24 protein-coding genes, 1 tRNA gene and 1 riboswitch are annotated in these 26,265 nt (G+C 70.8%); of the genes, 15 read left to right on the top strand and 10 right to left on the bottom strand.

Annotated features, from left to right (window positions below):
• Window positions 1-15 precede the first annotated feature (15 nt).
• The 4 genes from IE134_RS19775 to bcp form a co-directional block, all read right to left on the bottom strand.
• Window positions 16-99 (bottom strand) — tRNA-Leu (locus IE134_RS19775).
• 42 nt (window positions 100-141) lie between these two features.
• Entirely contained in the window at window positions 142-1,146 is a 1,005-nt protein-coding gene (locus IE134_RS19770) for an HNH endonuclease signature motif containing protein (RefSeq protein ID WP_189431235.1), read from the bottom strand.
• A 175-nt stretch (window positions 1,147-1,321) separates the two neighbouring features.
• Complete coding sequence (gene proP, locus IE134_RS19765; protein WP_030708722.1) at window positions 1,322-2,818, bottom strand: glycine betaine/L-proline transporter ProP; 1,497 nt, start codon at window positions 2,816-2,818, stop codon at window positions 1,322-1,324.
• 182 nt (window positions 2,819-3,000) lie between these two features.
• Window positions 3,001-3,468 (bottom strand): thioredoxin-dependent thiol peroxidase, encoded by a 468-nt coding sequence (bcp, locus tag IE134_RS19760; RefSeq protein WP_006124862.1) that lies wholly within the window; start codon window positions 3,466-3,468, stop codon window positions 3,001-3,003.
• Window positions 3,469-3,611: 143 nt separating this feature from the next.
• On the opposite strand from bcp, the gene IE134_RS19755 reads away from it, so the two are divergent.
• The 3 genes from IE134_RS19755 (at window position 3,612) to IE134_RS19745 (ending at window position 4,825) form a co-directional block, all read left to right on the top strand.
• Window positions 3,612-3,929 (top strand): DUF3618 domain-containing protein, encoded by a 318-nt coding sequence (locus tag IE134_RS19755; RefSeq protein ID WP_189431233.1) that lies wholly within the window; start codon window positions 3,612-3,614, stop codon window positions 3,927-3,929.
• Window positions 3,930-4,047: 118 nt separating this feature from the next.
• Window positions 4,048-4,350, top strand: a complete 303-nt coding sequence (locus IE134_RS19750) for a GroES family chaperonin (protein ID WP_042498713.1) — start codon at window positions 4,048-4,050, stop codon at window positions 4,348-4,350.
• Between the two features lie 56 nt (window positions 4,351-4,406).
• A riboswitch (guanidine-III (ykkC-III) riboswitch) is annotated at window positions 4,407-4,465 on the top strand.
• 39 nt (window positions 4,466-4,504) lie between these two features.
• Window positions 4,505-4,825, top strand: coding sequence for a DMT family transporter (locus IE134_RS19745; RefSeq protein ID WP_018512395.1), 321 nt, complete (start codon window positions 4,505-4,507; stop codon window positions 4,823-4,825).
• Window positions 4,826-4,856: 31 nt separating this feature from the next.
• Here IE134_RS19745 and IE134_RS19740 read toward each other — a convergent pair whose 3' ends face one another.
• Entirely contained in the window at window positions 4,857-7,166 is a 2,310-nt protein-coding gene (locus IE134_RS19740) for a transglycosylase domain-containing protein (protein ID WP_189431231.1), read from the bottom strand.
• 186 nt (window positions 7,167-7,352) lie between these two features.
• Between IE134_RS19740 and IE134_RS19735 the strand changes: the two genes are divergently transcribed.
• The 4 genes from IE134_RS19735 to IE134_RS19720 all read left to right on the top strand — a co-directional run bounded on the left by IE134_RS19735 (window position 7,353) and on the right by IE134_RS19720 (window position 10,862).
• Window positions 7,353-8,153, top strand: a complete 801-nt coding sequence (locus tag IE134_RS19735; protein ID WP_030708718.1) for an ABC transporter permease — start codon at window positions 7,353-7,355, stop codon at window positions 8,151-8,153.
• Window positions 8,146-9,027 carry an ABC transporter permease gene (locus IE134_RS19730; RefSeq protein ID WP_097880193.1) on the top strand — a complete coding sequence of 294 codons (882 nt, stop codon included), beginning with the start codon at window positions 8,146-8,148 and terminating at the stop codon, window positions 9,025-9,027. Before IE134_RS19735 ends, IE134_RS19730 begins: the two co-directional genes overlap by 8 nt.
• Window positions 9,028-9,059: 32 nt before the next feature.
• Complete coding sequence (locus tag IE134_RS19725) at window positions 9,060-10,046, top strand: ABC transporter ATP-binding protein (protein ID WP_030708714.1); 987 nt, start codon at window positions 9,060-9,062, stop codon at window positions 10,044-10,046.
• A gap of 102 nt (window positions 10,047-10,148) precedes the next feature.
• A complete protein-coding gene (locus tag IE134_RS19720; RefSeq protein ID WP_030708712.1) occupies window positions 10,149-10,862 on the top strand; it encodes a DUF1707 SHOCT-like domain-containing protein in 714 nt (237 codons plus the stop codon).
• A 125-nt stretch (window positions 10,863-10,987) separates the two neighbouring features.
• Here the strand turns inward: IE134_RS19720 and IE134_RS19715 are convergent, their stop codons facing one another.
• Window positions 10,988-12,235: an SGNH/GDSL hydrolase family protein gene (locus IE134_RS19715; protein ID WP_189431229.1), complete on the bottom strand. Its 1,248-nt coding sequence runs from the start codon at window positions 12,233-12,235 to the stop codon at window positions 10,988-10,990.
• A gap of 142 nt (window positions 12,236-12,377) precedes the next feature.
• Here IE134_RS19715 and IE134_RS19710 point away from each other — a divergent pair, with 142 nt between their 5' ends.
• Complete coding sequence (locus IE134_RS19710; protein ID WP_229823667.1) at window positions 12,378-13,817, top strand: DUF445 domain-containing protein; 1,440 nt, start codon at window positions 12,378-12,380, stop codon at window positions 13,815-13,817.
• Between the two features lie 184 nt (window positions 13,818-14,001).
• Here the strand turns inward: IE134_RS19710 and IE134_RS19705 are convergent, their stop codons facing one another.
• Window positions 14,002-14,310 (bottom strand): hypothetical protein, encoded by a 309-nt coding sequence (locus tag IE134_RS19705; protein WP_098894288.1) that lies wholly within the window; start codon window positions 14,308-14,310, stop codon window positions 14,002-14,004.
• Between the two features lie 129 nt (window positions 14,311-14,439).
• On the opposite strand from IE134_RS19705, the gene IE134_RS19700 reads away from it, so the two are divergent.
• The 7 genes from IE134_RS19700 to IE134_RS19670 all read left to right on the top strand — a co-directional run bounded on the left by IE134_RS19700 (window position 14,440) and on the right by IE134_RS19670 (window position 22,610).
• Window positions 14,440-15,369: an alpha/beta fold hydrolase gene (locus IE134_RS19700; RefSeq protein ID WP_229823665.1), complete on the top strand. Its 930-nt coding sequence runs from the start codon at window positions 14,440-14,442 to the stop codon at window positions 15,367-15,369.
• The gene (locus IE134_RS19695) at window positions 15,366-16,451 is read left to right on the top strand and encodes a hypothetical protein (RefSeq protein ID WP_098894269.1); all 1,086 of its coding nucleotides are present in this window, start codon (window positions 15,366-15,368) and stop codon (window positions 16,449-16,451) included. Before IE134_RS19700 ends, IE134_RS19695 begins: the two co-directional genes overlap by 4 nt.
• 469 nt (window positions 16,452-16,920) lie before the next feature.
• On the top strand, window positions 16,921-17,904 hold the full coding sequence (locus tag IE134_RS19690) for a TauD/TfdA family dioxygenase (RefSeq protein WP_229823663.1): 984 nt from the start codon (window positions 16,921-16,923) through the stop codon (window positions 17,902-17,904).
• A gap of 60 nt (window positions 17,905-17,964) precedes the next feature.
• The gene (locus IE134_RS19685) at window positions 17,965-18,732 is read left to right on the top strand and encodes a sulfite exporter TauE/SafE family protein (protein WP_189431223.1); all 768 of its coding nucleotides are present in this window, start codon (window positions 17,965-17,967) and stop codon (window positions 18,730-18,732) included.
• Between the two features lie 65 nt (window positions 18,733-18,797).
• Window positions 18,798-19,895 carry an alpha-hydroxy acid oxidase gene (locus IE134_RS19680; protein ID WP_030708696.1) on the top strand — a complete coding sequence of 366 codons (1,098 nt, stop codon included), beginning with the start codon at window positions 18,798-18,800 and terminating at the stop codon, window positions 19,893-19,895.
• Between the two features lie 85 nt (window positions 19,896-19,980).
• Window positions 19,981-21,132, top strand: a complete 1,152-nt coding sequence (locus IE134_RS19675; protein WP_050513567.1) for an aminotransferase-like domain-containing protein — start codon at window positions 19,981-19,983, stop codon at window positions 21,130-21,132.
• A gap of 50 nt (window positions 21,133-21,182) precedes the next feature.
• Window positions 21,183-22,610 carry a benzoate/H(+) symporter BenE family transporter gene (locus IE134_RS19670; protein WP_189431221.1) on the top strand — a complete coding sequence of 476 codons (1,428 nt, stop codon included), beginning with the start codon at window positions 21,183-21,185 and terminating at the stop codon, window positions 22,608-22,610.
• 46 nt (window positions 22,611-22,656) lie between these two features.
• On the opposite strand, the gene IE134_RS19665 is transcribed toward IE134_RS19670, so the two are convergent.
• The 3 genes from IE134_RS19665 to IE134_RS19650 all read right to left on the bottom strand — a co-directional run bounded on the left by IE134_RS19665 (window position 22,657) and on the right by IE134_RS19650 (window position 26,130).
• The gene (locus tag IE134_RS19665; RefSeq protein WP_229823662.1) at window positions 22,657-23,085 is read right to left on the bottom strand and encodes an Ig-like domain-containing protein; all 429 of its coding nucleotides are present in this window, start codon (window positions 23,083-23,085) and stop codon (window positions 22,657-22,659) included.
• A gap of 177 nt (window positions 23,086-23,262) precedes the next feature.
• On the bottom strand, window positions 23,263-23,814 hold the full coding sequence (locus tag IE134_RS19660; RefSeq protein ID WP_189431218.1) for a hypothetical protein: 552 nt from the start codon (window positions 23,812-23,814) through the stop codon (window positions 23,263-23,265).
• Between the two features lie 1,329 nt (window positions 23,815-25,143).
• The gene (locus IE134_RS19650) at window positions 25,144-26,130 is read right to left on the bottom strand and encodes an endonuclease/exonuclease/phosphatase family protein (RefSeq protein WP_229823659.1); all 987 of its coding nucleotides are present in this window, start codon (window positions 26,128-26,130) and stop codon (window positions 25,144-25,146) included.
• Between the last annotated feature and the right edge of the window lie 135 nt (window positions 26,131-26,265).

The following is a 26,265-nucleotide window of genomic DNA, read 5'->3' as shown; positions in this document are numbered from 1 at the left end:
CCGGGCCTGTCAGGGTGCGCGAGGAGGGACTCGAACCCTCACGCCACTAGGACACTGGTACCTAAAACCAGCCTGTCTAACCAATTCCAGCACTCGCGCGTCCTCGGCAGTCTACAAGGGACGAGGCGTCAGTCCTTTGGGTTATACGGTGCTTGCCTTCGGACTCCGGCCCTTGCGGCACCACGTTTCTGTCAATGCGTGGCAATTCGGGCACAGATAGCGCAGGTTTTCCGCTCGGTTGTCCAGCCAGTCACCGTTGAAGTGGTCGATCTGGAGCGTGAAGGGCTGTCCCAGCCATTCGCCCGGGTTGCCGCAGGAGACGCAGCGGTACGCGACGCCGACCTCCTGCAGTGCGCGGTGAAGCCGTTCTCGGTGGACGCGGGTGGATCCGGGCGGTCTGACGATGAGGGTGGTCGGCGCGACCGTCCGGGGTGGGGGTACTCGCTCTGCCGTCCAGGAACGGCGGGCGAAATGGCTCGTGTCCAGCTTCAGCTGAACGGCCTTGCGTCGCACACGGCGATGGTTGGTGTCGTTGACTTCCAGCCCCAGAGCCCGCATGACGTCCGCGTAGCTCGTGCACCGGGGGACCGCGCGCCTCAGGGCCTCTTCGGGTATTGCCAGGCGCGCGTTCCGGAAATGCGCGGTGTCGACACCACGCCTTCGCAGCAGGCTCGCCAGCGCGGAGCGGGACCGACCGTCGTCGGGCATTCCCAGAACGCGAGCAGTGCCACGGATACTGTCGGCGGAAGCTGCTGCCTCCCGTAATTCGTCGGTGGTGAAGGGAAGATCCGCCTGGGTGCGGTTGAAGCCCGGGAAGTGGCTGACGTCGATTCCGGCGGCGGCGATGCGACGGCCGATGTGCGAGAGCGTGCCGCTGGCCGGTGGAGCACCGAGTGCGGTGACGACCTCGCGCAGCGAGCCCGAGGTCTTCACAGCTGCCGCGATCGCCGAGTCCGGGTACTTCTTCCACGGGCTGCGTTGCTTGAAGTGCGAAGTGTCCAGGCCGAACTCGGCGACCCGCTGCTGGAGCGTGCGCCGCCTGCCGCCGTTCTCCGGCAGCCCCAGGCGGCGCATCAGGTCTGTCCAGTTCGTCGATACGGCCACCGCCTCCGCCAGCCGCTCACGCGTGTATGGGCTGTCCCCCATGTCCCCCTCCGTTGGCCGCGAGGACGTTCGCAGCCTCGTACGGAGTAACGAACCGTTTATCGGACAGTCACGCCCGAAATCCGGCGACCAGCTGACAGGGAAGGCGAACGGCCCGTACCGCTCGACGTGAGCGGTACGGGCCGTTCCTCCGAGCAAGGGGCCGGACGGGGCCAGGTCAGAACTTCGGCTCGGGCGCCTGCGCCTGGACCAGCTCCGCCGCCTCCTCGTCCGTCTCCACCGACGGCGGGGAGCCGATCAGGGGCTGCTGGGCGGTCTCCTTCATGCAGGCCACCGCGATCACGCCGATCAGGGCCGCCGCCATCGCGTAGTACGCCGGCATCAGGTTGGAGCCGGTCCAGCTGATCAGGGCCGTGATCACCAGCGGGGTCGTGCCGCCGAAGATCGACGCGGAGAGGTTGTAGCCGACCGAGAGGGAGCCGTAGCGGACGTTCGTCGGGAACAGGGCCGGGAGGGCGGCCGACATCGTGCCGAGCATGCAGACCAGCGAGAGGCCGAGCATCAGCATGCCGATCGTGATCGGGAGGATGCCGTCGACCCGGATCAGGAGGAAGGCGGGCAGGGAGAGGAAGAGGAAGCCGAGCATTCCGGTCATCAGCAGGGGCTTGCGGCCGAAGCGGTCGGAGAGCTTGCCGACCTGGCTGATGATCAGCATCAGGAACACCATCACCGCCAGCAGGATCAGCAGCCCGTGCGTCTCGCTGTAGCCCAGCTCGTCGGAGAGGTACGTCGGCATGTACGACAGCAGCATGTAGTCGGTGATGTTGTACGCGCCGACCAGGCAGATGCAGAGGATCAGCGTCGGCCAGTAGTTCCGGAAGATCTTCGCCAGATCGCCCTTGGCCGTGGCCTCGATGCCGTCCGCCGCCTCGCTCGCGTGCGCGGTGCCGCCCTCCAGCTTCTGGAAGGCCGGGGTCTCGTCCAGCTTCAGCCGCAGGTAGAGGCCGACCAGGCCCAGCGGGCCCGCGACGAGGAACGGGATCCTCCACCCCCAGGCCTCCATCTGGGCGTCGTTGAGGAGCGCGTACAGGGCTGTCACCAGGCCCGCCGCGCCGACGTAACCGGCCAGGGTGCCGAACTCCAGGAAGCTGCCGAAGAAGCCGCGCCGCTTGTCGGGGGCGTACTCCGCGATGAACGTCGACGCGCCGCCGTACTCACCGCCCGTCGAGAAGCCCTGGAGCATCCGGAAGAAGATCAGCAGGGCGGCCGCCCCGATGCCGATCGTCTCGTGCGACGGGATCAGACCGATGGCGAAGGTGCTGACCGCCATCAGGATCATCGTCAGCGCGAGGACCTTCTTGCGGCCGACCTTGTCTCCCATCGGGCCGAAGAACATCCCGCCGAGCGGCCGCACCAGGAAGGCCACCGCGAAGGTCGCGAAGGAGGAGAGCAGCTGGGTGGTGTCGTTCCCGGACGGGAAGAAGACGTGGCCGATGGTCACGGCCAGGTAGGAGTAGATCCCGAAGTCGAACCACTCCATGGCGTTACCCAGGGAGGCCGCCTTCACGGCCCGCTTCACCGCGGCGTCGTCCGTGACCGTGATGTCCGTCCGGCGCAGCCGCGGGTTCTGGCGCTTCCGGATGGCCCGGAAGAGCGCGGGGTGGCGCTTGACCGCTGCTGGGTCGGCCGCCTGCTGGGGGTCGGAGGCCGCCATGGCCGGGGTCCTTTCCTCGAAGGGTGTTCCAGGAAAGGCTTCTGCGCAGAGTTGACGGCCGCAAACCGACTTCATGGGTCGATGCGATCTCCCTCACACGATCTCGACACACCGAGGGGTCGGGATCGTGTGAGGGGCGGGGGTGTCCCGGAGGGTGTCTCGGGGGGTGTCCCAGGGGACCGTCAGATGCCCAGGTCCCTGATGATCTTCGCCACGTGTCCGGTCGCCTTCACGTTGTAGAACGCGTGCTCGACCTTGCCGTCCTCGTCGACGACGACGGTGGAACGGATCACGCCCGTCACCACTTTGCCGTAGAGCTTCTTCTCGCCGAAGGCCCCGTACGCCGCCAAAGTTTCCTTTGCCGGGTCGCCCACCAGGGTGACCTTGAGGTTTTCCGTGTCGCGGAACTTAGCGAGCTTCTCCGGCTTGTCGGGGGAGACGCCGATGACGTCGTACCCGGCGTTCGCCAGGAGGTCGAGGTTGTCCGTGAAGTCGCAGGCCTGCTTGGTGCATCCGGGGGTAAGAGCGGCCGGGTAGAAGTACACGATGACCTTGCGGCCCTTGTGGTCGGCGAGCGACACCTCGTTGCCGTCGGCGTCGGGAAGGGTGAAGGCGGGAGCGGTGTCGCCGGGCTTCAGTCGCTCGCTCATGTGGTTCTCCTCGGGTGGTGCGCTGGTCGGACGGGACCGAGGGTAATAGGGGTGCCGCCGGGTGTGCGGAGGTTCGAGCTGACAGACTGTCGACGAAGGTTTCAGACGAAGGTTCAACGGACGACGACCACGGAGGCGGCGCAGTGTCGGATGCCAGGACCCCTGCGCAGATCGAGGCGGACATCATCAGCAGGCGTGAGCAGCTCGCTGTGGTGCTCGACGAGATCGGGGTGCGCGTACACCCGAAGACGATCATCGGCGATGCCAAGGCGAAGGCGGCCCAGACCGTGGACCGGACGGCCGGCCGTGCCTTCGTCGCGGTGAACCGCTCGGTGTCGGAGGTGAAGGCCCGGTTCGTCGCGGAGGACGGCTCGCCGCGGCTGGAGCGGGTGATCCCGGCGGCGCTGCTGGTGGTCGGCGTGGTGGGGCTGCTCACCGTGTCGAAGCGCCGCCGCGCGTGATCCGAACCCGGAGGCGTACGGTCCGGGCCCCGGCAGGTAGGTTGCGGGCGTGAGCGAGAACACCACCCCCGGCACCACCGCCCCCGGCGCCCCGCACGACGACAAGCTGCCCATCCGGATGCTGCACGACCGCGTGCTCGTGCGGAACGACGCGTCCGAGGGCGAGCGGCGTTCCGGCGGCGGCATCCTGATCCCGGCGACGGCCGCGGTGGGCCGTCGGCTGGCCTGGGCCGTCGTCGTGGCGGTCGGGCAGAACGTGCGGACGGTGGAGCCAGGCGACCGGGTGCTGTACGACCCCGAGGACCGGGCCGAGGTCGAGGTGCGGGGCGTGGCGTACGTCCTGATGCGGGAGCGCGATCTGCATGCGGTGGCCGCCGACCGGTTCGAGGGGTCGGTGGATTCGACCGGGCTGTATCTGTAGAACCGCGCTGTTCAGGGCCTGGTGACCGGTGTCACCAGGCCCTTTCCCCGTTTTTTGCTACGGTGGAACCACCCCGACGAGACGCGCCGTACCGGGTTGGCAAAGACGACGCACCCGTGAAGTTGTCCGTGTGTTCGTCGTCGGAGGTTCTGTCATGGCGTGGGTTCTGCTGATCGTCGCCGGCCTGCTCGAAGTGGGCTGGTCGATCGGGATGAAGTACACCGAGGGGTTCACCCGGCTTTGGCCGAGTGTGTTCACCGGTCTCGGGATCGTGGCGAGCATGGTGCTGCTGTCGCATGCGGCGAAGACGCTGCCGATCGGTACGGCGTACGGCGTGTGGGTCGGGATCGGCGCGGCCGGTGCGGCGATCCTGGGCATGGTCGTGCTGAACGAGCCGGTGACCGCCGCCCGGATCTTCTTCGTCTGTCTGCTGCTGGTGGCCGTGGTCGGCCTGAAGGCGACCTCGGGGCACTGAGACCCCAGGGCCTGTCCGTTCCGGACAGGCCCTAGCCGTTTCCGTCCGGAACGGACACCGCACCCTCGTCGGCCCCGCCCGTCGTGTCGCCACTGGTGTTCCCGCCGGCGCTCGTGCCGGTCGCGGGCGGGGCGCTGCCGTCGGCAGTGCTGTCGGGGGTGGTGTCGGATGTGCTGTCCGGGCTGGCGTCGGGGTCCGGTGAGGAGGACGGGTCCGTGCCCCCGTCGGCGTTCTCGTCGATCAGGAGCTCGTCCCCCTCGTCCGAGCCCGGGGCCGGCCGCAGGTCGAACTCCTGGGCCGGGGACGAGCGCAGCGCCGCTTCCGTATAGGCGGCCCAGGTCTCGGCCGGGACGCCGCCGCCGTTGACGCGGGCCAGGCCGAGCGCTCCGTACAGCGGGGTCTGGGCGCCCGTGTCCGGGTTCTGGCCCATCACGGCGACGACGCTCGCGAGGTCCGGGGTGTATCCGGCGAACCAGGCGGCCCGGTCCTCCTCCGCGGTGCCGGTCTTGCCGACGGCCGGGCGGCCCACCGCTTGGGCCGCGGTGCCGGTGCCGCCCTCCACGACGCTGCGCAGGACGGCGGTGGTGGTGTCGGCGGCCTCGCGGCTGACGGCCTGTTCGGTGGCGCGTTCGGGGAGTTCGATCTCCGCGCCGTCCTTGGTGACCTTCTCGACGAGGACGTATCTGCCGTGCCGGCCGTGGTCGGCGAGGGTGGCGTACGCCTCGGCCATGTCGAGGACGCTGGCGTTGGCGGTGCCGAGCGCGATGGAGGGGGCGGCGGTGAGGTCGGGGGTGTCGGCGGGGATACCGAGGGCGATCGCGGTGTCCCGGACCTTCGCGGGGCCGACGTCCTGCGCCATCTGGGCGTAGACGGAGTTGACGGACTTGTCGGTGGCGATGCGTACGGTGATGTCGCCGTAGTCGACGTCGTCCTCGTTGGCGGGGGCGTAGTCGGTGGACCCCTGCACGCCGACGACGGTGCGCTTGTTGGTGCCGTCGTAGACGGTGTTGGGCGTGATGCGCCGGCCGTCCTGGGTGGTGGAGTCGTTGACGACGGCGGAGGTGAGGACGAACGGCTTGAAGACGGAGCCGACCTGGTAGTCGCGGCGGGTCGCGTTGCTGACGTACTGCTTCGTGTAGTCGATGCCGCCGTACAGGGCGACGACCTCCCCGGTCTTCGGGACGATCGAGGCACCGCCGACGCGGACGTTGCGGTCGGCGGCGCGGTCGGCGCTGGTCTTGGCCGTCACGTTGTCGGCGACGGCTTCGACGAAGGCGTCCTGCTTGGCCTTGTCGAGGGTGGTGGTGATGCGGTAGCCGCCGGTGGCGAGGGTCTTCGCGTCGAGGATGCCGCGCCGGTTCAGGTAGTCCTCGACGGCCTGCACGATGTAGCCGCGCTGCCCGGAGAGCCCGTTCGACGGTTTGGCCTCGCCGGGGGTGGGGAACCGCGTCGTCGCCCGTTCGGCGGCGGTGAGCCAGCGTTCCTTGACCATGCCGCCCAGGACGTAGTTCCAGCGGCGCTGGGCCGCGGGCTTGTTGCCGGGGTGGGCGATGACGTCGTAGGCGCTGGGGGCGTTCAGCAGGGAGGCGAGGTACGCGCCTTCGGCGGTGGTGAGCTCCTCGACGTTCTTGCCGTAGTACGCCTGGGCGGCGGCCTGGATGCCGTACGCGTTGCGTCCGAAGTAGCTGGTGTTGAGGTAGCCCTCGAAGATCTGGTCCTTGGTCTCCTCGCGGTTGAGCTTGACCGCGATGATCGCTTCCTTGGCCTTGCGCAGGACGGTGCGTTCCTGGCCGAGGTAGTAGTTCTTCACGTACTGCTGGGTGATCGTGGAGCCGCCCTGTTTGCCCTTGCCGGTGACGGTGTTCCAGCCGGCCCGGAGCATCGCCTTCACGTCCACGGCGCGGTCGTCGGAGTAGAAGTCCCGGTCCTCGGCGGCCAGGACCGCGTGCTGGACGGTCGGGGGGACCTGGGAGAGCTTGACCTTCTCCCGGTTCACGTCGCCGTCCCGGGCGATGACGCTGCCGTCGCTGTAGAGGTAGACGTTGGACTGGGCGGTGGCCGAGGCGTTGGCGGCCGGGATGTCGACGAGCCGGTAGGCGGCGAAGATCCCGGCGCCGAGGAGGACGACGAGGCCGAGGAGGGTGCCGAGGGTCATCCGCCAGGTGGGGACGGCGCGCCGCCAGCCGGTGCGCCGGGGCCGGGCCTTCTTCCCGGGCTTTCCGGGCTTCCCCGGCTTCCGCCCGGGCTGCTCCCCGGACGCCGTCGGTGGTTGGTTTCCGGTGGAGGAGGCCCCCGCGCCCGAGGAGTCGCGGGGGGCCCAGCTCTGTGGCTCGTCGCTCATGTCGGTGGGGGCTCCTGAGACGTGGTCAGTTCTCCCATAGTGCCCGGTTCGTCAGGAAATCTGCGTTTATTACTGTCTCGTTCCCTCCTCCGGTCGTGGAAAAGCAGTCGCCCCGGCCCTCGCGCGTGGACTAGGGTCGTGCGCTTTGGTGCCGGGAGCCGGTGGCGGCGGGGGAGAGGGGGCGGCGTGCGGCTGTACGCAGTGGTGGCGGCGGGCGGGTTCCGGCGCTACGCCACCTACCGGACGGCGACGGCGGCGGGGGTGTTCACCAACACCGTCTTCGGCTTCATCATGGCGTACACCTACATCGCCCTGTGGGACGTACGTCCGCAGCTCGGCGGCTACGACACCTCCCAGGCGCTGACGTACGTCTGGCTCGGCCAGGCCCTGTTGATGAGCAGCGCCCTGATGGGCGGCGGGTTCGAGAGCGAGCTGGTCGAGCGGATCCGTACGGGGGACATCGCCGTCGACCTGTACCGGCCCGTCGACCTCCAGCTGTGGTGGCTGGCGGCGGATCTGGGCCGGGCGGCGTTCCACCTGCTGGGGCGCGGGGTGGTGCCGATGTTCCTGGGGGCGCTCGCCTTCGACCTGGCGTTCCCCGGGTCGCTCTGGACCTGGCCGGCGTTCCTGCTGTCGGTGTTCCTGGGGGTCGTCGTCAGCTTCGCGATCCGCTATCTGGTCGCGATGTCGGCGTTCTGGCTGCTCGACGGTGCGGGGGCGATGCAGATGGCGATGCTGGCGGGGCTGTTCTTCTCCGGGATGCTGCTGCCGCTGAACCTGTTCCCGGGGCTGCTGGGCGAGGTGGCGCGGGCGCTGCCGTGGTCCTCGCTCCTCCAGGTGCCGGCCGATGTGTTCCTCGGGAAGCACACCGGGTGGGGGCTGGTGCAGGCGTACGTCTTCCAGGCCGGGTGGGCGGTCGTGCTGCTCGGCGCGGGCCGGCTGCTGCAGACCGCGGCGACCAGGAGAGTGGTGGTGCAGGGTGGCTGAGTCGGTGGCGGTACGGGCCGACGGCGAGGAACACGAGCCGGTCGGCTTCGCCTTCGAGGACCGGCCCCGGCCGCTGGAAGGCGTCCGGGCGTACGGGCTGATCATGGCCATGTGGGTGCGCTCGACGATGGCGTACCGGGCCTCGTTCGCCATGACCCTGTTCGGGAACCTCGCGGTGACGGCCTTCGACTTCGTGACGATCCTGCTGATGTTCACGCACGTCGACGCGCTCGGCGGCTACGCGCTGCCGGAGATCGCGCTGCTGTACGGCCTGTCGTCGACGGCGTTCGGGGTGTGCGACCTGCTGCTGGGATCGATGGACCGGGTCGGCGGGCGGGTACGGGACGGAACGTTCGACACCCTGCTGGTGCGCCCGGTGCCGGTGCTGGCACAGGTGGCGGCGGACCGGTTCGCGCTGCGCCGGCTGGGCCGGATCACCCAGGGACTGCTGGTGCTCGGCTACGCGATCGTCACCCTCGACATCGCCTGGACGCCGCTGAAGATGCTGATGCTGCCGATGACGGTCCTCAGCGGGGCGGCGATCTTCGGGGCGGTCTTCATCGCGGGAGCGGCGTTCCAGTTCGTCGCGCAGGACGCCTCGGAGGTGCAGAACTCCTTCACGTACGGCGGGACGACGCTGCTCCAGTACCCGCCCACCATCTTCGCGAAGGACCTGGTGCGCGGGGTGACGTTCGTGGTGCCGCTGGCCTTCGCGAGCTGGCTGCCCGCGCTGTACGTGCTGGGGCGGGAGTACCCGGTGGACCTGCCGCAGTGGGTGGCGTTCCTGCCGCCGCTGGTCGCGGCGGGTGCCTGCGCCCTCGCGGGCCTGGCGTGGCGGGCGGGCCTGCGGTCCTACCGGAGCACGGGCAGTTGAGAAACCACGGGACTACGCGGGAGAGCACGGACATGGCGGACGACGGGTTCATCAGCCTCGACGGAGTCGAGAAGGTCTTCGAGGTCCGCCGCCGGGCGGGCCTGCTGCGCCGGGAGCGCCACGAGGTGCGGGCCGTGGACGGGATCAGCTTCCGGGTCGCGCGCGGCGAGATGGTCGGCTACATCGGCCCGAACGGCGCCGGGAAGTCGACCACGATCAAGATGCTGACGGGCATCCTCACCCCGAGCGGCGGCCGGCTGCGCGTCGCGGGCATCGACCCCTCCCGCGAACGTACGCGCCTGGCGCAGCGCATCGGTGTCGTCTTCGGTCAGCGGACGACCCTCTGGTGGGACCTGCCGCTGCGCGACTCGTACCGGCTGATGCACCGCATGTACCGCATCCCCGACCGGCGTTACCGGGAGAACCTGGAACGCTGCGTCGAACTCCTCGACCTGGGCAAGCTGTTGGAGGTCCCCGTCCGGCAGCTCTCGCTCGGCCAGCGGATGCGCGGCGACATCGCGGCGGCGCTGCTGCACGACCCGGAGGTGCTGTACCTGGACGAACCGACGATCGGTCTGGACGTGATCTCCAAGGTCAAGGTGCGGCAGTTCCTCAAGGAGTTGAACGCCGAGCGCGGGACGACGGTCCTGCTGACGACGCACGACCTCACCGACATCGAGCAGCTGTGCGGCCGGGTGATGGTGATCGACCACGGCCGTCTGATGTACGACGGTTCGCTGGCGGGCCTCCACGAGGTGGGGGAGAGCGAACGCATGCTGGTGGTGGACCTGGAGAGCGAACTCCCCCCGATCCGGCTGGAGTCGGCGGACGGTGGAGATCAACCCGCCCTGCGTGCGGTCAAGGTGGAGGGCCCGCGCCAGTGGCTGGCGTTCCCCGCCGCCGCGTCGGCGGCCCCGCTGGTGGCGCGGATCGCCGCGGACTACCCGCTGGTCGACCTGTCGGTACGGGAGCCGGACATCGAGGCCGTGATCGCGAGGATGTACGAGTCGACGCCGTGACGGCTGCTGTGGCGCGACGCGCGCAGGCCATGGGCCTGCGGGTCTGTGCCGGGAACGGGTGCGTTCAATAGGCTGCGCGGTATGACAAGTGAACGTCCGGACATGCGCGCCTCCGATGCCGAGCGCGAGCGGATCGCGGAACTGCTGCGCGAGGCCGTGGCCGAGGGCCGACTGGATATGGACGAGTTCGACCAGCGCCTGGAGAGGGCCTACAAGGCCCGTACGCACGGGGAGTTGGAGCCGCTGGTCCAGGACCTGCCGGCACCGGGCTCGGCGGTCGCTCCGGTCGGTTCGTCCGTGCCCGCCCCGCTGGGGGGTTCCGCGGCGAACTGGCCCGCGCGGATCGGCGGTCCCGCGACCTCCACGGGCGGGTTCGCCCTCTGGGGCGGCTTCAACCGGAAGGGCCGCTGGACGGTGGCCCGGAAGTTCACCGCGTTCGCGATGTGGGGCGGCGGCGAGATCGACCTGCGCGAGGCGCACTTCGAGGACCGCGAGGTCGTGATCCGCTGCTTCACGATCATGGGCGGCATCCACGTGACCGCGCCGCCGGAGCTGAACGTCGAGGTCCGGGGCATCGGCATCATGGGCGGCTTCGGCGAGGGCTCCAACGAGGACGGGGAGATCTCCCCCGACTCCCCGCGGGTGCGGATCACCGGATTCGCCCTGATGGGCGGCGTCGGAGTGGACCGCAAGCGGACGAAGGCGGAGCGCCGCCGCTTGAAGGAGGCGAAGGAGGCGGAGCTGGAGGCGCGCCGCCGCCACGAGCTGGAGGGCCCGGACGACGGCGGTTCCGGCGAAGGACGCAAGAAGCTCTGAGGGCCCTGGGGCGTGTCCGGCGGATCTTGACCGGGCCCTCGGCGCCCGGACGGTTCACGGCGCTGAGGACCTTCGCCTCACCCCAGCGGTTCACGGCGCCGAGGCCTTCGCCTCTCCTCAGCGGGTCACAGCGCGTCGGAACGGGGCGCGCGGTCCCGGTCCAGGGACTTCAGGTCCACCCGGTCGCCGAGCGCGCGGTACCCGTCGTCGTTGAGGTGCAGGTGGTCGCCGGAGTCGTACGAGGCGAGGAGCCGGTTCGGCGCGGCGGGGTCGCGTACCGCCGCGTCGAAGTCGACGTACGCGTCGAAGACCGTGCCCGACCGGATCTGCTGGTTGACCGCGTGGCGGACGGCATCGCGCTGGGGCGTCCAGGTGGCGAAGCCCTCGAACGGGGTCAGCGTCGCGCCGACGACCCGCAGCCCGCGGGCGTGCGCCCGGTCGGTGAGGGCGCGCAGACTGTCCACGATGCGCTGGGGGTCGGTCTCCTGCGGGTACTGCTGTACGTCGTTGATGCCGAGCGCCACGACGACGGTCCGGGCCCCGGCGACCCCCAGGACGTCCCGGTCGAGCCGGTCGGTGCCCGACTGGCCGCCGGTGCCGCGGCCGATGCCCACGACCCGGTTGCCCGCGATGCCCGCGTTGGCGACCCCGTACCGGCCGCCCAGCCGGTCGGCGAGGACGTCGGGCCAGCGGGCGTTGGCGTCGGTGCTGGAGCCGCTGCCCGCGGTCAGGGAGTCCCCGAGGGCGACGACCGCGCCGAGCGCCTGCTCGCTGCGGACGTCCACGGCGGTCAGATAGCGCCAGTTGCTGGTGCTGAAGGTGCCGCGCTCGTCGATCAGGAACGAGGTCTGGTGGGTGTAACCGTGGTAGGTGACCGGCCCGCCGCCCCGGGGGGTGCGGAAGCTGACCTGGAGGTCGGAGTCGGGGGCCACCGGCACGACGACCGGGTCGCTGACGACCCGTCCGCCCGCGGCGACGGTGACGGTCCCGGCGCCCTTGAAGGTCACCGGCCGGGTGTTGACGGTGGCCTGGTCGACGACCAGGGGGGTCGTGCCGAAGAGGTTGGACAGCGTGATCCGGGCGACGTTCCCGCCGATGCTGGTGTGCACGACGTTACGGACGGTGCGCCCGGGGAGCCCGCCCTCCGTGCCCTTCTCGGCGCCGACGGGCGCGGCGGTCCAGGTGGCGACCCAGGAGCCGCCCGAGGTGGCGGGGGCGACCGGGTTACGGGCGGCCGCCTGGGTCTCGGCGGGCGGCAGCGGCGTCGCCCCGGGGCCGGAGAGCAGCGTCGTTGCGAAGGCGACGGCGGCGGCGAGCGCGGCGGTGCCCGCCACTAGGGCGATGAGCAGGGCATACCCCTGGCGCCTTGGCATGTGCGGTGGTTCTCCTTGTGATGATCGTGCTGGTCCCATGATGCGACAGGCCGTCGGGAACTCCACATGCGGCCCAGGAGTAGGGGAGGTAGGGACAATGCGTACGTCACGGGGGCGAGGCGTACGCGGACGGGTGGAGCGGATGGAACGGACCGGATCCGGCGAGCAGGGGCAGGACGGGGACGCGGTGCAGAAGGACGGAGCGCGGGCGCCGGAGGTCCCGGCACGGGCGGAGCCGTCGAAGGCCCCGGCGTCGGTGCGATCGGCGCTGCCGCCGGGGCGGGCACGGGAGCCGGGGGCGGGCGCGGGCCCGCTGGCCTCGTTCGCGTACACCGCCGCCGACGAGGAGAAGCAGCGCGGCGTACGGCGCATGAAGCTCACGGCGACCGGCCTCCTTCTGCTCGTCGCGCTCGTCTACGTCCTGGCCACCTGGGCGAAGAACTCAGGTGTGGGGGGCTGGCCGGGCTACGTCGCAGCGGCTGCCGAGGCGGGGATGGTGGGCGCGCTCGCGGACTGGTTCGCCGTCACGGCGCTCTTCCGGCGCCCGCTCGGCCTGCCCATCCCGCACACAGCCATCATCCCCACCAAGAAGGATCAGCTAGGACAGTCCCTCGGTTCCTTCGTTGGCGAGAACTTTCTCTCCGGAGACGTCATTCGTGACCGAATTCACGCTCTCGGGGTCGGCCGGCGGCTCGGTACGTGGCTCGCGGAGCCGGCCCACGCCGACCGGGTCACCGCCGAGCTGGCGACGGCGCTGCGCGGTGCGCTGACGGTCCTTCGGGATTCCGACGTCCAGGCGGTGGTCGGCGAGGCGATCACCCGGCGGGCGGACGCGGTGGAGGTCGGCCCGGGACTCGGCAAGATGCTGGAGAAGGTCGTCACGGACGGCGGCCACCGCAAGGTCGTCGACCTCATCTGCGTACGGGCGCACGACTGGCTGGTGGAGCACGGCGATTCGGTGATGAACGCGGTGCAGGGCGGGGCCCCCGGCTGGACGCCGAGGTTCGTGGACAAGCGGGTGGGGGAGCGGGTCTACAAGGAACTGCTGCGATTCGTCACGGAGATGCGGGACATGCCGGAGCACCCGGCGCGCGGCTCGATCGACACGTTCCTGACCGACTTCGCGGCCGACCTCCAGACCGACGCCGACACGCGGGCCCGGGTGGAGCGCCTGAAGTCGGAGATCCTGGGCCGGAGCGAGGTCCAGGACGTCATCGCCTCGGCCTGGTCCTCCGTCCGCACGATGATCCTCTCGGCGGCGGAGGACGAGCGCAGCGAACTGCGGCTGCGGGCGCGCGCCTCGCTGATGTCGCTGGGAGCGAGGCTGGCGAGCGACGAACGCCTCCAGGGCAAGCTGGACGGCTGGCTGGAGGACGCGGCGGTGTACGTGGTGACGACGTACCGGGCGGAGATCACCTCGCTGATCAGCGAGACGGTCGCGGGCTGGGACGCGGACCAGACCTCGAAGAAGATCGAGGCGCACATCGGCCGCGACCTCCAGTTCATCCGGATCAACGGCACGGTGGTGGGCGCGCTGGCGGGCCTGGCGATCTACACGGTGTCGCACGCGCTGGGGGGTTGAGCGGGGGGCCTGGGTCCCGCCGCTCCGGGTGCGTACCCGTACGGTCCTGTCGAGTCCGTACGGGTACGCACCCGGCCTACGCGGGGGAGTTGCCGGGGAGTACGGGGGCGGGGCGACGGGCGTTCAGGTGGGCACGGGATTCTTTTCGGCGCCGGATTCCCTCGGGCGCCCCCAGCGACGGTGCTCAGCGGTGGGCGGCCCGCCGGGTGACGGCCCAGGAGGCGGCGGCCACGCCGCCCGCGACGGCGAACACGGCGGGCCAGGCGCCGACCTTCTTGGCGAGCGGGTGCGATCCGGCGAAGGCGGCGACATAGGCGACGCTCAGCCCGGCGGCGGCACGCGGCCCGGCCTGCCGGTTCCACTCGTACGCGGCCAGCGACCCGGCGGCGGCGAGCGCGACACCGCCGAGCGGCCGCTTCCTGGTCCACCGGGCGACGCCGTACCCCCCGACGAGCCCGCTCGCCGCCACCGCCGCTGCCGGAACCTTCGCCATCGCCGCCACCATCACTTTCCTGTGAGCCGTCCTGTGAACCGTCGGTATTTCTTTGGTTCGGTACTGAGCCCGAGGCTAGCGTTCGGGGCGACGCGGCCGGAGGGCGGTACGGGGAGGCGGGGGTTCCGGATGGAAATGGAAGCGGCCAGGGGAACGACCACGGTGACGGTGACGGACCCGGGCGATGACGACGGAGGAGCGACCGGTGCCGGTGCCGATCCCGTACGCCTCTTCTGCACCGACCACGGCGGAGACGGCCCGCCCCTGCTCCTGCTGCACGGGCTGGCCGGGCACTGCGGCGAGTGGGAGGCGCTGGCGGCCCGGTTCGCGGCCACGCACCGGGTGATCGCCTTCGACGCACGCGGCAGCGGGGCGAGCACGCGCCGCCCCGGGGACGTGACAAGGGCGGCGCACGTGAGTGACGTACGGGCCGTGGCGCGCCGGTTCGGTCTGGCCGGTGAGGACACGGTGCTGGTCGGCCAGTCGATGGGCGGCCTCACCGCCCTGCTGACGGCGGCGGCCCACCCGGAGCTGTGCCGTGCGCTGGTCCTGATCGAGGCGGGCCCGGCGGGTCCGAGCCCGGGGCTGCCGGAGCAGATCGGGCGCTGGCTGGACTCCTGGCCGGTGCCGTTCCCGGACAGGGCGGCGGCCGAGGCGTTCTTCGGCGGCGGCCCGGCGGGCCGGGCCTGGGCGGCAGGACTCGCCCCGGGCCCCGACGGACTGCACCCCCGCGTCGACCGGGACGTCATGGTGGCCACGGTCCAGGAGAGCGCGCACCGCGACTACTGGGACGCCTGGGACCGGGTGCGCTGCCCGGTGCTGGTGCTGCGCGGCGAGAACGGCACGATGAAGCCGGACGAGGCGGACCGGATGCGGGACCGGCACCCCGCGACCCGGATCGCCGTGATCCCGGGGGCGGGCCATGACGCCCATCTGGACAACTCGGGGGCGGTGTACGGGGAGATGGCGGGCTACCTCGCCGCGATCCCGGGCAGTGGCCGGTATCCGGACCGGCGTACAGCAGGCGCCACCGGTTCGCACGGGGAAGGTTCTTCATGACCCGCACCACCCCGCCGCGTCCCGTCGATGTCGAAGGAGTCTTCCCCGCCCTGGCAGCTCACCGGCGCACGGCCACCCGGCTGCACCCCCGGCACGGTGTGCCCGGCGCGGGGGACAGCTCGGTGGCGGGACCGCTGCTCTGGCCGGCCGGCGAACCGTGGCCGGTGTGCACCGTCGCGCACCCGAAGGGCACCGGCCATCTCCTCTCCGACGTGCGGTTGCGCCGCCGGATCCAGGACGGCGCACGGGGGCGGGACTTCACCGAGGACGAACAGCGGCGGCTGGACGCCATGAAGGCGGCCGACCACGTCCCGGACCTCCGCGACGACGACGCCCTGCCGATGCTGGCCGTCGCGCAGTTGTCCACGCGGGACGTCCCGGACCTGGTGGGGCCCGAGGGCCAGGACCTGCTCCAGGTCTTCTGGTGTCCGTTCGAGGCCCATGGGCCCGACCGCACGATCGACGTCGTACTGAAGTGGCGGCGCTCGGCCGATGTCGGCACCGTCCTCGCGCCACAGCCCGAACCCCCGGTCGCCGGCCGTGAGGAGTGCGTCCCCACCACGTGTGTCGTGCATCCGGAGCAGGTGGTGGAGCACGAGTATCTCGGCCTGCTGGACGAAGGACTTCAGGAGGAGGTCTCCGCATGGGAGGAGGGACTCCTCGACGAGGACGACGACGATGACTACGAGGACGGTCCCTCCTCGGCGGCGAGCTATGCGACGTACGAGGAGTACGAGGCCGCGATGGCCGCGGCGCGCGCGGAGGAACCGGAAGAGATCGACTACATGAGCGACCTGTCGATCGCCCCCGGCTGGAAGGTCGGAGGCTTCGCCTCCTGGCATCTGACGGACCCCGCTCCGGTCGACTGCCAGGTGTGCGGGACAGCGATGCCGCCCCTGCTCACCGTGGACAAGTGGGAGTGCGACGGCGCCTCGCGCAGCTGGCTGCCTGTCGAGGACCGGGATAGCGAGAACGACCCGCGTGTGCTCGACCCGGTCGGTGTCTACCTCGGCCGAGGCCTGATGCGCGTACACACCTGCCCGGCCGATCCGCTCCATCCGCACCGGCTGAGCTTCCAGTAGAACGGTCCCCTCCGCGGGGGTGGTGGCCGAGGCCACCGCGAGACGGCCCGGCGTGGGCGGCGGCACAGCGACATGTGACCCCCTTCACACGATTCACCATCCCCGCCTCCCGCGATCCGGATGGCGCGAAACCGGCTCCGCGTGCCTCCTGTGGGCGCCGGGAAGCGGGTGCCGAAAGCGCCTGACGGGGCGATTTGGGCTGTTCATCTCCCCGTCATCCTGCGCCGTAGAGGCAGCTCAACCCGGTGAACAGGAAGGAGCGACCGGGCCCGCACTCCTTACCGCGTGGGCCACTTCGGAGTGTTTCATGCAGGATAAAGCCATTCCTACGTTATCTCGCAAATGCCCGACCTGTTAACCTGGGATGTCACTGTCCGAAAGCGATTGTTGACGGAAAGAATCGGGGCGGGATACGTTTTTCACCGTCATGATCAACCCTGCATTCGGGAATCGGTGAAGGATTATGAGAATGCTTGCCCAGGCTCTGAATCAGTACCGATTAAGCGAGTCCGAGGCGGAGAAGGTGAGCGAGCTGTCCGCGCTCGCCGCGCGCTTGTCGGACTCGGTACCCATCGTCGTCTCGGGGCTCCTCATGGATCTCCCGGACGGGATGCGCAAAATGGTCCTCGATTTCGGTTCGGACACGGAATCCAGTGGATACTGCATGCTGCGGGGAGTTTCGGTCGGTGAATTGCCGAAGACTCCCCAGGCGCACGAGGCCCATATCCTCGACGGCCACCCCACCAATGGAACCCTCATGCTCATCGCGGACCTCCTCGGCTCGCTGACCGGCTATCAGGACGAGAAGTCCGGCGCGCTCTTCCACGACGTACATCCCGTACGCGGCGAGGAGGCCAGGATCGAGAACAGCGGATCGGTCGCCTTCGACTTCCACACCGAGAACGTGCACCATCCGCTCCGCCCCGACTACCTCGGTCTGCTCTGCCTGCGCCAGGACCACGACCAGATCGCCGCGACCCGCGTCTCCTCCGTGCGCGACGCGCTGCCGCTGCTGACCGACGACGAGGTGGCGGAGCTGCGGAAGCCGCAGTTCCACAGCCTGTATCCGACCTCCTTCACCCGGAACACCACCGGTCCCCGCCCCTCGGCCGGCCCGCATCCGGTGATCTTCGGCCCGGCGGACCGCCCGTTCATGCGCTTCAACTCGCACAACACGCAGGGCGACCACCCGCAGGCGCGGGCCGCACTGCGCTCCCTGGCCACGGCCCTGGAGCGGGTCTGCCGAGACCTGGTGCTCGCGCCGGGCGACCTCGTCGTCCTCGACAACCACGTCGTCGTCCACGGCCGCACCGCGTTCACCCCCCGCTACGACGGCCAGGACCGCTGGCTGCGCCGCTTCTACTCCCTGCGATCCGCCCCGCTGTGGGCCCAGCGCATGATGCGGCACCCGCGCGTGCTGCCGGCGATGACGGAGATCCGCGGGGTCGTCTGACCCGGCGGGCGGCAGCACCCGGCCCCGGGAGCCGGGGCCACGTCACGTGAATGAGGAAGAGTGGAACTGTACGAAGTGTTCGGCCTGCTCGCGGCCGCGACGGCGGCCGGCTGGGTGGATGCGGTCGTCGGCGGTGGCGGGGTGCTGCTCATCCCGGTACTCCTGTTGGCCTTCCCCCAGTATTCGCCGGCGGTGGCGCTGGGCACGAACAAGATCGCGGCGGTCATGGGAACCGCGACCGCCGCGTACATGTACCAGCGGCGCACCAAGCTGGACCGCTCGGTCCTGCTGCCGGCCGCCGGACTCGCGGTCCCCTTCGGCGCGCTCGGCGCGCTGTCCGCGTCGAGCGTTCCCACGACCTACTTCCGGCCCGTCATCATGGGCCTGCTCATCACCGTGGCGCTCTTCGTGGCCTTCCGGCCCAGTTTCGGGGTCCAGCAGCGGAACATCGTCGTCACCCCGCGCCGCCGCAATACGGCGATCCTCATCGCGGGTGTCGGCATCGGTTTCTACGACGGGGTCTTCGGCCCCGGTGTCGGCACCTTCCTCATCATTTCCTTCACCACACTCCTGGCGACCCAGTTCCTGGAAAGCGCGGCCATGGCGAAGGTGATCAACGCCTCCTCCAACCTCGGGGCCCTCGCGGTCTTCGCCTGGCAGGGAAACGTCCTGTGGGCCCTCGGTCTCGGAATGGCCGTGGGGAACATCGCGGGCGCGATGATCGGGTCGCGCACCGCCATGAAAAGGGGATCCGGATTCGTCCGCATCGTCCTCGTGCTCGTGGTCACCGGAATGGTGGCCAAGATGGCATTCGACCAGTTCGCCTGACGGCCCTGTTCACTTGACGGGGCGACAGGCACCCAAGGAATTCATCCGACGACGGAAGAGGTTCCATGGCCAGGGAATTATCCGGGCTGCTGACGCTGACCGATTACGAGCAGGCGGCGGAGTCCCTGCTCGACGCCGCCTGCTGGGCGTACGTGGCGGGCGGCGCCGACACACAGCTCACGGTCCGTGCCAACACGGAGGCCTTCGACCAGGTCTGGCTGCGCCCCCGGGCCCTCGGCGGCACGGGCGTGAAACCCGATACGTCCGTGACCGTGCTCGGGCAGCGGCTCGCCCTGCCCGTCCTCCTCGCCCCGACCAGCCCCCAGCGTCTCCTCCACGAAGGCGCCGAGATCGCGACCGCCCGCGCGGCCGAGGCCGCGGGCACCGTGTCGATCGTCAGCACCGACAGCCACTACGCCTTCTCCGACGTGACCGGTGCGGTCGGCAGCGACAGCTGGTTCCAGCTCTACGCCTACCGCTCCCGCGACGACGTCGACGCGACGATCGCCCTGGCGGAGGACGCCGGCGCGACCGCGCTCGTGGTCACGGTCGACGCCAGCTACGCGGCCCGCCGTATCGGCACCCGCCGGGCGGGCTTCCGCACCCCGGGGCACGTCGACTTCGGCAACCTGCGCGCGCTGGGCGTGCTCACCGGTGACATTCCGGACGGTGCCCGCATCGAACGCCTGCCGCTGACCTGGGACGACCTGGAATGGATACGGTCCCGTACCCGGCTGCCGATCGTGATCAAGGGCGTCCTGCGCGCCGAGGACGCCGAACACTGCGTGGCCCTGGGCGCGGACGGTGTCATCGTCTCCAACCACGGCGGCCGCCAGCTCGACGGCGCGGTGCCCAGCCTGGTCGCCCTGGAGCAGGTGGCGGCCGCGGTCGCCGGCCGCGCCCTGGTCCTCATGGACGGCGGCATCCGATCCGGCGTCCACGTAGTGAAGGCCCTCGCGTACGGCGCGGACGCGGTGTGCGTCGGCCGCCCCTACCTCTGGGGCCTCGGCCTGGCCGGACAGCAGGGTGTCGAGGCGGTCCTCGACCTCCTCCGGAGCGAGATCGAGGACACGCTGCTCCAGCTCGGCGCGGACTCCGTCGCCGACATCGGCCCCGACTTCGCCGTCAGCGCGCACCGGGCCACGCGTCTGGGCGCCTCCTGAGCCACCGGAAGCCCTGCCCGCTTCCCTCGCCCTCGCTCTCCGCGCTCCCGTTCCCTCCCCTCGGTTCCTTCTTCAGGAGACCTCTGTGACTTCCCCGAACCCCAAGGACGCTGTGACCTCTCCGACCGTCCACTTCTCGCGGGGGATCCCTCCGCTCGAAGCGATCCCGTCCGCCGACATCGCCGAGCTGACCGGGTCGGTCCTCTCCGCCGAACCGGACCGCGTCTTCCAGTACGCGCCCATCGGCCGCCACACCGGAGACCGCGAACTCCGGGACCAGCTCGGTGCGTTCCACTCGGTCGATCCCGACCGGATCTTCGTCACCAACGGCTCCCTCCAGGCCCTCGACCTGCTCGCCGCGCATCTCCTCAAGGACGCGCCCCGCAAGAAGGTGCTCGCGGAGGCGCCGACGTACGACCGTGCCGTCCAGATCTTCGAGCGGCACGGGGCGCAGGTCTCCGGGATACCCCTGCGGGGGGACGGCCTCGACCTTGACGTCCTGCGGGAGCGCCTGCGTACGGAGGTACCCGCGTTCGTCTATCTGATCCCGGACTTCCAGAACCCCGGCGGGGTCACGACGAGCGAGGAGAAGCGGCGCGAACTCGTCCGCCTGTCGGCCGAGTTCGGCTTCACGATCCTGGAGGACATTCCGTACCGGGAACTCCGCTTCGCGGGCACGGCCCCCACGCTTCTCGGCGAGCTCGCGGCATCCGTCGAGGGCGCCCGGGTGCTGACCATCGGCTCGCTGAGCAAGATCCTCAGCCCGGGACTGCGCGTCGGCTATGTGATCGGCCCGCCCGGTACGCCGGGCGCCCTGGCGGCGCTCGCGGAGAGCACGTACCTCTCGCCGGCCCCCCTGCTCCAGGTGGTCGCCGCCCGGGCCTTCGCGAGCGGTCTGGTCCGGCGCAACATCGACGAGGTCAGGAAACTGCTGCGGCCGCGGCACGACACGGCGGTCGAGGCGGTGCGGAAGGCGCTCGGCGAGGCCGCACTGTGCGTGCCCGAGGGCGGCTACTACATCAGCGTGCACCTTCCGGTAGGGACCACGGAGGAGAAGTTCCTCGCGGCGGCGGCCGCCGAGGGCGTCGCCCTCACCCGCGGCTCGGCGTTCTACCCGACGGACTCGGCGCCACCGTCCGGAACGGTGTTCCTCCGGCTGCCGTTCCAGGCCCTGAGCGACGAGGAGTTCGCCGAGGGGGTGACGCGGCTGGCCTCGGTGGCACAGCGGGCGGAGTAGGGGAGTAGCGGAGCAGCAGCGGGAGTTACGGGCGAGGGGGAAGGGACACGATGGCCACGGCCGAACAGGGCGCCGAGAACGACGCGGACGAGGCGCCCGGGCCGACGGACGAAGGGCGCACGCCTTTCGAGCGGCACGGGCTTTCCGGGGAGCCCGGTCCCTCCGGGCAGCGCACGCCCTCCGGGCAGCCTGGGTCTTCCGGACGGCGCACGCCCTCCGAGCAGCCCGGGTCCTCGGCTCGGCGCGCGCCCTCCGATCCACGAGGGCCCTCCGAGCGGCGCGGGCTCCTGGCGGACGCCTCGCTCTCCGCCGTCCTCGCGGGCCTGATCACCGTCGTGGTCTCGTGCTCCGGCCCCCTCCTCGTGGTCCTGGCGGCAGCGTCCGCCGGTCACCTCACCGATGAGCAGACCGCGTCATGGGTGTGGGCGGCGTGCGTGGGCAGCGGCGTCACGTGTGCCGTGCTCAGCTGGTGGGCCCGGATCCCGGTGATCACCGCGTTCTCGACACCGGGCGCCGCGGTCCTCGTCGGCAGCCTCGGGGACTACTCGTACCCCGAGGCGGTCGGCGCCTTCCTGGTCAGCGGTCTCCTCATGGCGCTGGTCGGCCTGACGGGCGTCTTCGGGAAGGTCATGCGCCGCGTACCGCCCGGCATCGTGGCGGCCATGCTGGCGGGTGTGCTGTTCTCCTTCGGCGTCGGCCTGTTCTCGGCGCTGGACGGCGCGCCGGTCGCGGTGCTGGTCTCGCTCGCCACGTACCTGGCCGTCAAACAGCGGTCACCGAGATACGCGGTGGCCTGGGCCCTGCTCGCGGCCGTGCTCGTCACCGCCGTCGTCCCGGGCATCGACGCCTCGTCCGTGGACATCGGGCTGACCCTTCCCGTCCTCACGGCACCGGAGTTCACCGGTTCGGCACTGGTGGGCCTGGCCGTGCCGCTCGCCGTGGTGACGATGGCCTCGCAGAACGCCCCCGGCCTCGCCGTACTGGCGGCCTGCGGCTACCGCCCGGACGACCGGGTGCTGATCACGGCCACCGGGCTCGCCTCCACGGCGCTCGCGCCGCTGGGCGGCCACGCCGTCAACCTGGCGGCGATCACCGCCGCCATCAGCACCGGCGAAGAGGCTCACCGCGACCCGCGACGCCGCTATGTGGCCGGTGTGGCGTGCGGCGTCTTCTATCTGCTGGCGGGCGTCTGCGGGGCCGCGCTCGTGGGGCTGTTCACGGCACTGCCTCCCGAACTCATCGCCGTGGTCGCGGGGGTGGCCCTGCTCGCCACGTTCTCCACGAGCCTCGCCCAGGCGGTGGCGGACGAACAGGGCCGCGACGCGGCGGTGGCCACCTTCCTCACCACGGCCTCGGGCGTCACCCTCGGCGGCGTCGGCTCCGCGTGCTGGGGCCTGGTCCTGGGCCTGGTGACGCACCTGGCGCTGACCGCCCGGCGCCGGCGCGGCGGCCGACGGGAGCCGGAGAAGTCGGCGTGACGGGCCCCGACGGCCGGCCCGCCCCGTACGGCGTCGCGTCTCCCGGTCAGGATGCGGGCGCGGTGACAGTGATCCGTACGACGGCCGTGGCGGCGGGAACCTCGGTGCCCTTCACGCGGACCTCGTAGGTCAGCTCGTCCTCGCCGGCGTACCCGTCCCTGGCGGTGTACGTCACCGTGGCCCCGGACACCGACGCGGAACCGTGGCCGGGTTCGGCCTCGATGGTCAGGGTCAGTTCGGCGGGGTCGTAGGCGTCGAGCAGCCCCGCCCGGTCGTTGCTCTCCAGGGTGATGGAGTCGTTGTCGAGGACGTCCACGTCCATGCTGTCGCCCGCGTCCACGCTCTGCTGGTCGTCCATGAGCGCCAGCGTCCGTTCGACGGTGCCCTTCCCGCCCTGGCCGTCCGCAGCGTCGCCGTCACCCCCGCAGCCCGTCAGGATGAGAGCCAGCGCGCCCGCCCCCACCGATACGCGCATCCGGAGGGCTCCGCGCATTGACCGCCGTGACCGCTTCCTCATCTCCATGTGTTGCCCCCAAGGCCGAACTAGGTGCGGTGGAGCAGCCGATGCTCGCAGTGCGTACGGGTGCACATCAGAGGCATACGGGAAGCGAAGCGGAATTGTGATGAGAGCGTGTACAAGCCGTGGAGGGCCTCAGGGCGCAGGCCACCGCCCCAACAACCGGCCCTGCGCCGCCTTGAGTGCGGTGAACCCCTCCCGCGCGTAGTCGGCGAGTTCCTGGCTCGGGAACGGCACGACGGACAGGTGCTGGTCGAACCGCCCCTGCGCCCATCGGGCGGCCGTGATCTCGTAACCGGACACGTGGGCGCACAACTTGAGCAGGATCGGCGGCATCGCGGATTCGCGCAGCAGATCGGCGTGCGTGACCACGAGGTCGCGCATGGTGCGGATATTCGGCAGGAAGACGGTCGTCACCCACAGCCGCCACTCGGCGAGTTCCTCCTCGGTGGGTGGATCCTCGTGTTCGAAGGGTGAGCGTCCGTCGGGCCGGACGTTGCGCTGGGCGAAGGCTTCGAAGGCGCGGCTGTTGGCGGCGGTGATGGCGAACAACGGCCCGTAGAAGTCGCTGAGTTGCCGGTTCACCCGCGCGAGCCGCTCGCTGCGCTGGGCGAGCCGCAGCCCGTTGAGGTAGGCCGCGACGTACCCGACGAAGGCCAGGGCGATGGTGACGACCAGAGCAATCATGGGGGAATGCTACGGACGCCGACGCGGGGGTGGTTCGGCGAACGGATCTTCGATCTGGTGATGCGTCAGAACGATGAGATACGGTGACGGGGTCATCACGCTCAGTGCGCGCTCGCGCGCAAAGGGCGGCCCCCGGAGGTGCGCGAACACCACCCGAGGGCCTACACCCCCAGTGGATCGGACCCACCAGAAATGCTGCGCCATGTTATCGCGCCCTCCTCGGGCTGGACGAAAGCCCCGCACACGGTCGTACGCGACCGGCGGATCAACAGCAACGCCAAGATCCTCATCCTGTACGTCCAGGGCCTCCCCGACTCCGCCACGGACCGCCCGCTCGGCGAACTGGCGCGAAAGCTGGACATGAAGGGCCGCCCGTACCAGCAGGCCAAGAAGCAGTTGGTGGAACACGGTTACGTCCATGAGTGGCGAACCCAGCGCGAGGACGGGCTCTGGAAGACAGCCCAGCTGTTCACGAACACACCGCTGACAGGCGCGGAGGCCAGGACGGTCTGGGCGAGGCTGGAGCCGGACGCGGGGCGCTCTCCGGGTGTGCGGTATCCGACCGTCGGTGAACCGACTCCTCGGTCGGTCGGTGGCTATCAACCCGAGGAAGACCACAGTGATAAGACCACTCCCCACCCACCCGCCGAAGCGGGGCGGGGGCGGGAGCGCGGGCGGGTAGCGAACCTGGGCGCGGACTCGGACCCGGAGGTGGTGGGGGCGGCCCCGGACCCCGAAACGGCGGGAGCCCCGGCCGAGGCAGCGCCGAGCCCCGAACAGGCGACAGGGTCGGCACCGGCCCCGCCCCCACACCCCACCAGCCAACTGGCCAAGGCAGAACGCCTGCTGCTGTCCCTGCGCCACACGCGCCGCGACCTGCTGCTGGGCGTCCGGGAGGCCCGCGTGCTGGCGGTGGAGGCCGTGAAGTGGCTGGAGGGCGGCCTGCCGGAAGGGGACCTGCGCCAGGCGCTCCTGGCCGACCCGCCGGAAGGCGGGGTGCGCTCGGCGGTCGGCTTCCTACGCCATCGCCTGATCCAGAAAAGCCCGGTGATCCCGGTGAACCCGCTGCCGGTTCCCCCGCCGCCGCCCCCGACCAGGGAGCTGATCGCGTGCGCGGGCCCGGGGGAGGAGCATGTCTTCCGCCCGCTGGGCGACGAGCCGGAGTGCGCGGACTGCCGCAGGGCGACGGCGTACGCGAGCTGGATGGTCGACACGGACACGTACGAGTTTCCCGAGGACATGACCTGGCGGCAGCGCGTGGCGGCCGTACGGAAGGCGGACGCGCTGCGGGCGGGCCCCGCACCCCGGGGCGACTCACTCCAGGGCGACTTACTCCAGGGCGACGCGGGCGACGACGGGCAGATGGTCGCTGCCGGTGGCGGCCAGGGTGCGGATGTGACCCACGGTGGCGGAGCGGGCCATGACCTGATCGATCCGGGCCAACGGGAAGGCGGCGGGGAAGCTGAAGGCAAACCCGCTCTCAGCGAAGGCAAGTTGTGAGGTGAGAGGCCTCAACCCCCGATCTTCCACGGCACCGTTGAGATCCCCGAGCAGAATCACCGGCTCGACGCTCTCACCCGCGATGGCGCGTCCCAGCAACGCGGCGCTCTCGTCCCGCCGCTGAGAGGCCAGCCCGCCCACCCCCACCCGGACGGAGGGCAGATGGGCGACGTACGCGGCGACATCCCCGTACGGAGAGCGGACCACGGCACGCACGCCGCGACTCCACCCCTCCTCGATACTCCGGGGCCTGATGTCCACCACCTGCTCGCCGCTGAGCGGATGCTTGGACCAGAGCCCGACGGTGCCCCGGACGACGTGATGGGGATAGTCGGCGGCGAGAGCCTTCTCGTACGCGGCCAGCTGTGGATCCACGAGCTCCTCCAGCGCAACGAGATCGGCCCCGGACTCGGCCAGCGCCCGGGCGGTTCCGGCGGGATCCCGGTTCTCGTCGCTGACGTTGTGCTGCACGACGACGAGCTCCCGCCCGCCGCCCTCCTCACTCGGCAGGAGCAGCCCGCCGAAGGTGTCCACCCACACGCCCACCGGCAGGAGCAGAGCGACGAGGGCGACGGCGGACCGCCGCACGAGGGCGACGACCAGCAGTACGACGACGAGGACGCCGCCCCAGGGCAGAAAGGACTCGATCAGACTCCCCACCCGCCCGGGCCAGTTGGGAACAAGCCGATGGAACCCCAGCACCCCGCCCAGAACGACCGCGACCCCGGCGATCACCCACCCCCGCCGCCGCTTCCCCACACCAGGCACCACCGACGTCTCCGCCGCCACCGCACCGCTGCCCGCCCGTTCCACCATGTCTTTCCGTCCACTCGGCCTGCCCCGTAGGACGAGTGGACGGAAGGATCAGTTGCCGGACAGTCCGGGGTGGTCGGCCTCGCGGCTGTGCCAGGCCGACAGAGTCGTGGATCATGTCCTCACGACGGGCGGGGC

Source organism: Streptomyces rubiginosohelvolus, assembly GCF_014649875.1.
GTDB lineage: Bacteria > Actinomycetota > Actinomycetes > Streptomycetales > Streptomycetaceae > Streptomyces > Streptomyces rubiginosohelvolus.
The sequence above is the reverse complement of the archived record's forward strand: the minus strand, read 5'-3'. Positions and strand labels throughout refer to the sequence as shown.

Excerpts from the sequence above, each read along its gene's own strand:
- IE134_RS19770 (WP_189431235.1), bottom strand. The coding sequence starts at position 1,146 with ATGGGGGACAGCCCATACACGCGTGAGCGGCTGGCGGAGGCGGTGGCC.
- proP (WP_030708722.1), bottom strand. The coding sequence starts at position 2,818 with ATGGCGGCCTCCGACCCCCAGCAGGCGGCCGACCCAGCAGCGGTCAAG.
- bcp (WP_006124862.1), bottom strand. The coding sequence starts at position 3,468 with ATGAGCGAGCGACTGAAGCCCGGCGACACCGCTCCCGCCTTCACCCTT.
- IE134_RS19750 (WP_042498713.1), top strand. The coding sequence starts at position 4,048 with ATGCTGCACGACCGCGTGCTCGTGCGGAACGACGCGTCCGAGGGCGAG.
- IE134_RS19745 (WP_018512395.1), top strand. The coding sequence starts at position 4,505 with ATGGCGTGGGTTCTGCTGATCGTCGCCGGCCTGCTCGAAGTGGGCTGG.
- IE134_RS19740 (WP_189431231.1), bottom strand. The coding sequence starts at position 7,166 with ATGAGCGACGAGCCACAGAGCTGGGCCCCCCGCGACTCCTCGGGCGCG.
- IE134_RS19725 (WP_030708714.1), top strand. The coding sequence starts at position 9,060 with ATGGCGGACGACGGGTTCATCAGCCTCGACGGAGTCGAGAAGGTCTTC.
- IE134_RS19720 (WP_030708712.1), top strand. The coding sequence starts at position 10,149 with ATGCGCGCCTCCGATGCCGAGCGCGAGCGGATCGCGGAACTGCTGCGC.
- IE134_RS19715 (WP_189431229.1), bottom strand. The coding sequence starts at position 12,235 with ATGCCAAGGCGCCAGGGGTATGCCCTGCTCATCGCCCTAGTGGCGGGC.
- IE134_RS19710 (WP_229823667.1), top strand. The coding sequence starts at position 12,378 with ATGGAACGGACCGGATCCGGCGAGCAGGGGCAGGACGGGGACGCGGTG.
- IE134_RS19705 (WP_098894288.1), bottom strand. The coding sequence starts at position 14,310 with ATGGCGAAGGTTCCGGCAGCGGCGGTGGCGGCGAGCGGGCTCGTCGGG.
- IE134_RS19700 (WP_229823665.1), top strand. The coding sequence starts at position 14,440 with ATGGAAATGGAAGCGGCCAGGGGAACGACCACGGTGACGGTGACGGAC.
- IE134_RS19695 (WP_098894269.1), top strand. The coding sequence starts at position 15,366 with ATGACCCGCACCACCCCGCCGCGTCCCGTCGATGTCGAAGGAGTCTTC.
- IE134_RS19690 (WP_229823663.1), top strand. The coding sequence starts at position 16,921 with ATGCTTGCCCAGGCTCTGAATCAGTACCGATTAAGCGAGTCCGAGGCG.
- IE134_RS19680 (WP_030708696.1), top strand. The coding sequence starts at position 18,798 with ATGGCCAGGGAATTATCCGGGCTGCTGACGCTGACCGATTACGAGCAG.
- IE134_RS19670 (WP_189431221.1), top strand. The coding sequence starts at position 21,183 with ATGGCCACGGCCGAACAGGGCGCCGAGAACGACGCGGACGAGGCGCCC.
- IE134_RS19665 (WP_229823662.1), bottom strand. The coding sequence starts at position 23,085 with ATGCGCGTATCGGTGGGGGCGGGCGCGCTGGCTCTCATCCTGACGGGC.
- IE134_RS19660 (WP_189431218.1), bottom strand. The coding sequence starts at position 23,814 with ATGATTGCTCTGGTCGTCACCATCGCCCTGGCCTTCGTCGGGTACGTC.
- IE134_RS19650 (WP_229823659.1), bottom strand. The coding sequence starts at position 26,130 with ATGGTGGAACGGGCGGGCAGCGGTGCGGTGGCGGCGGAGACGTCGGTG.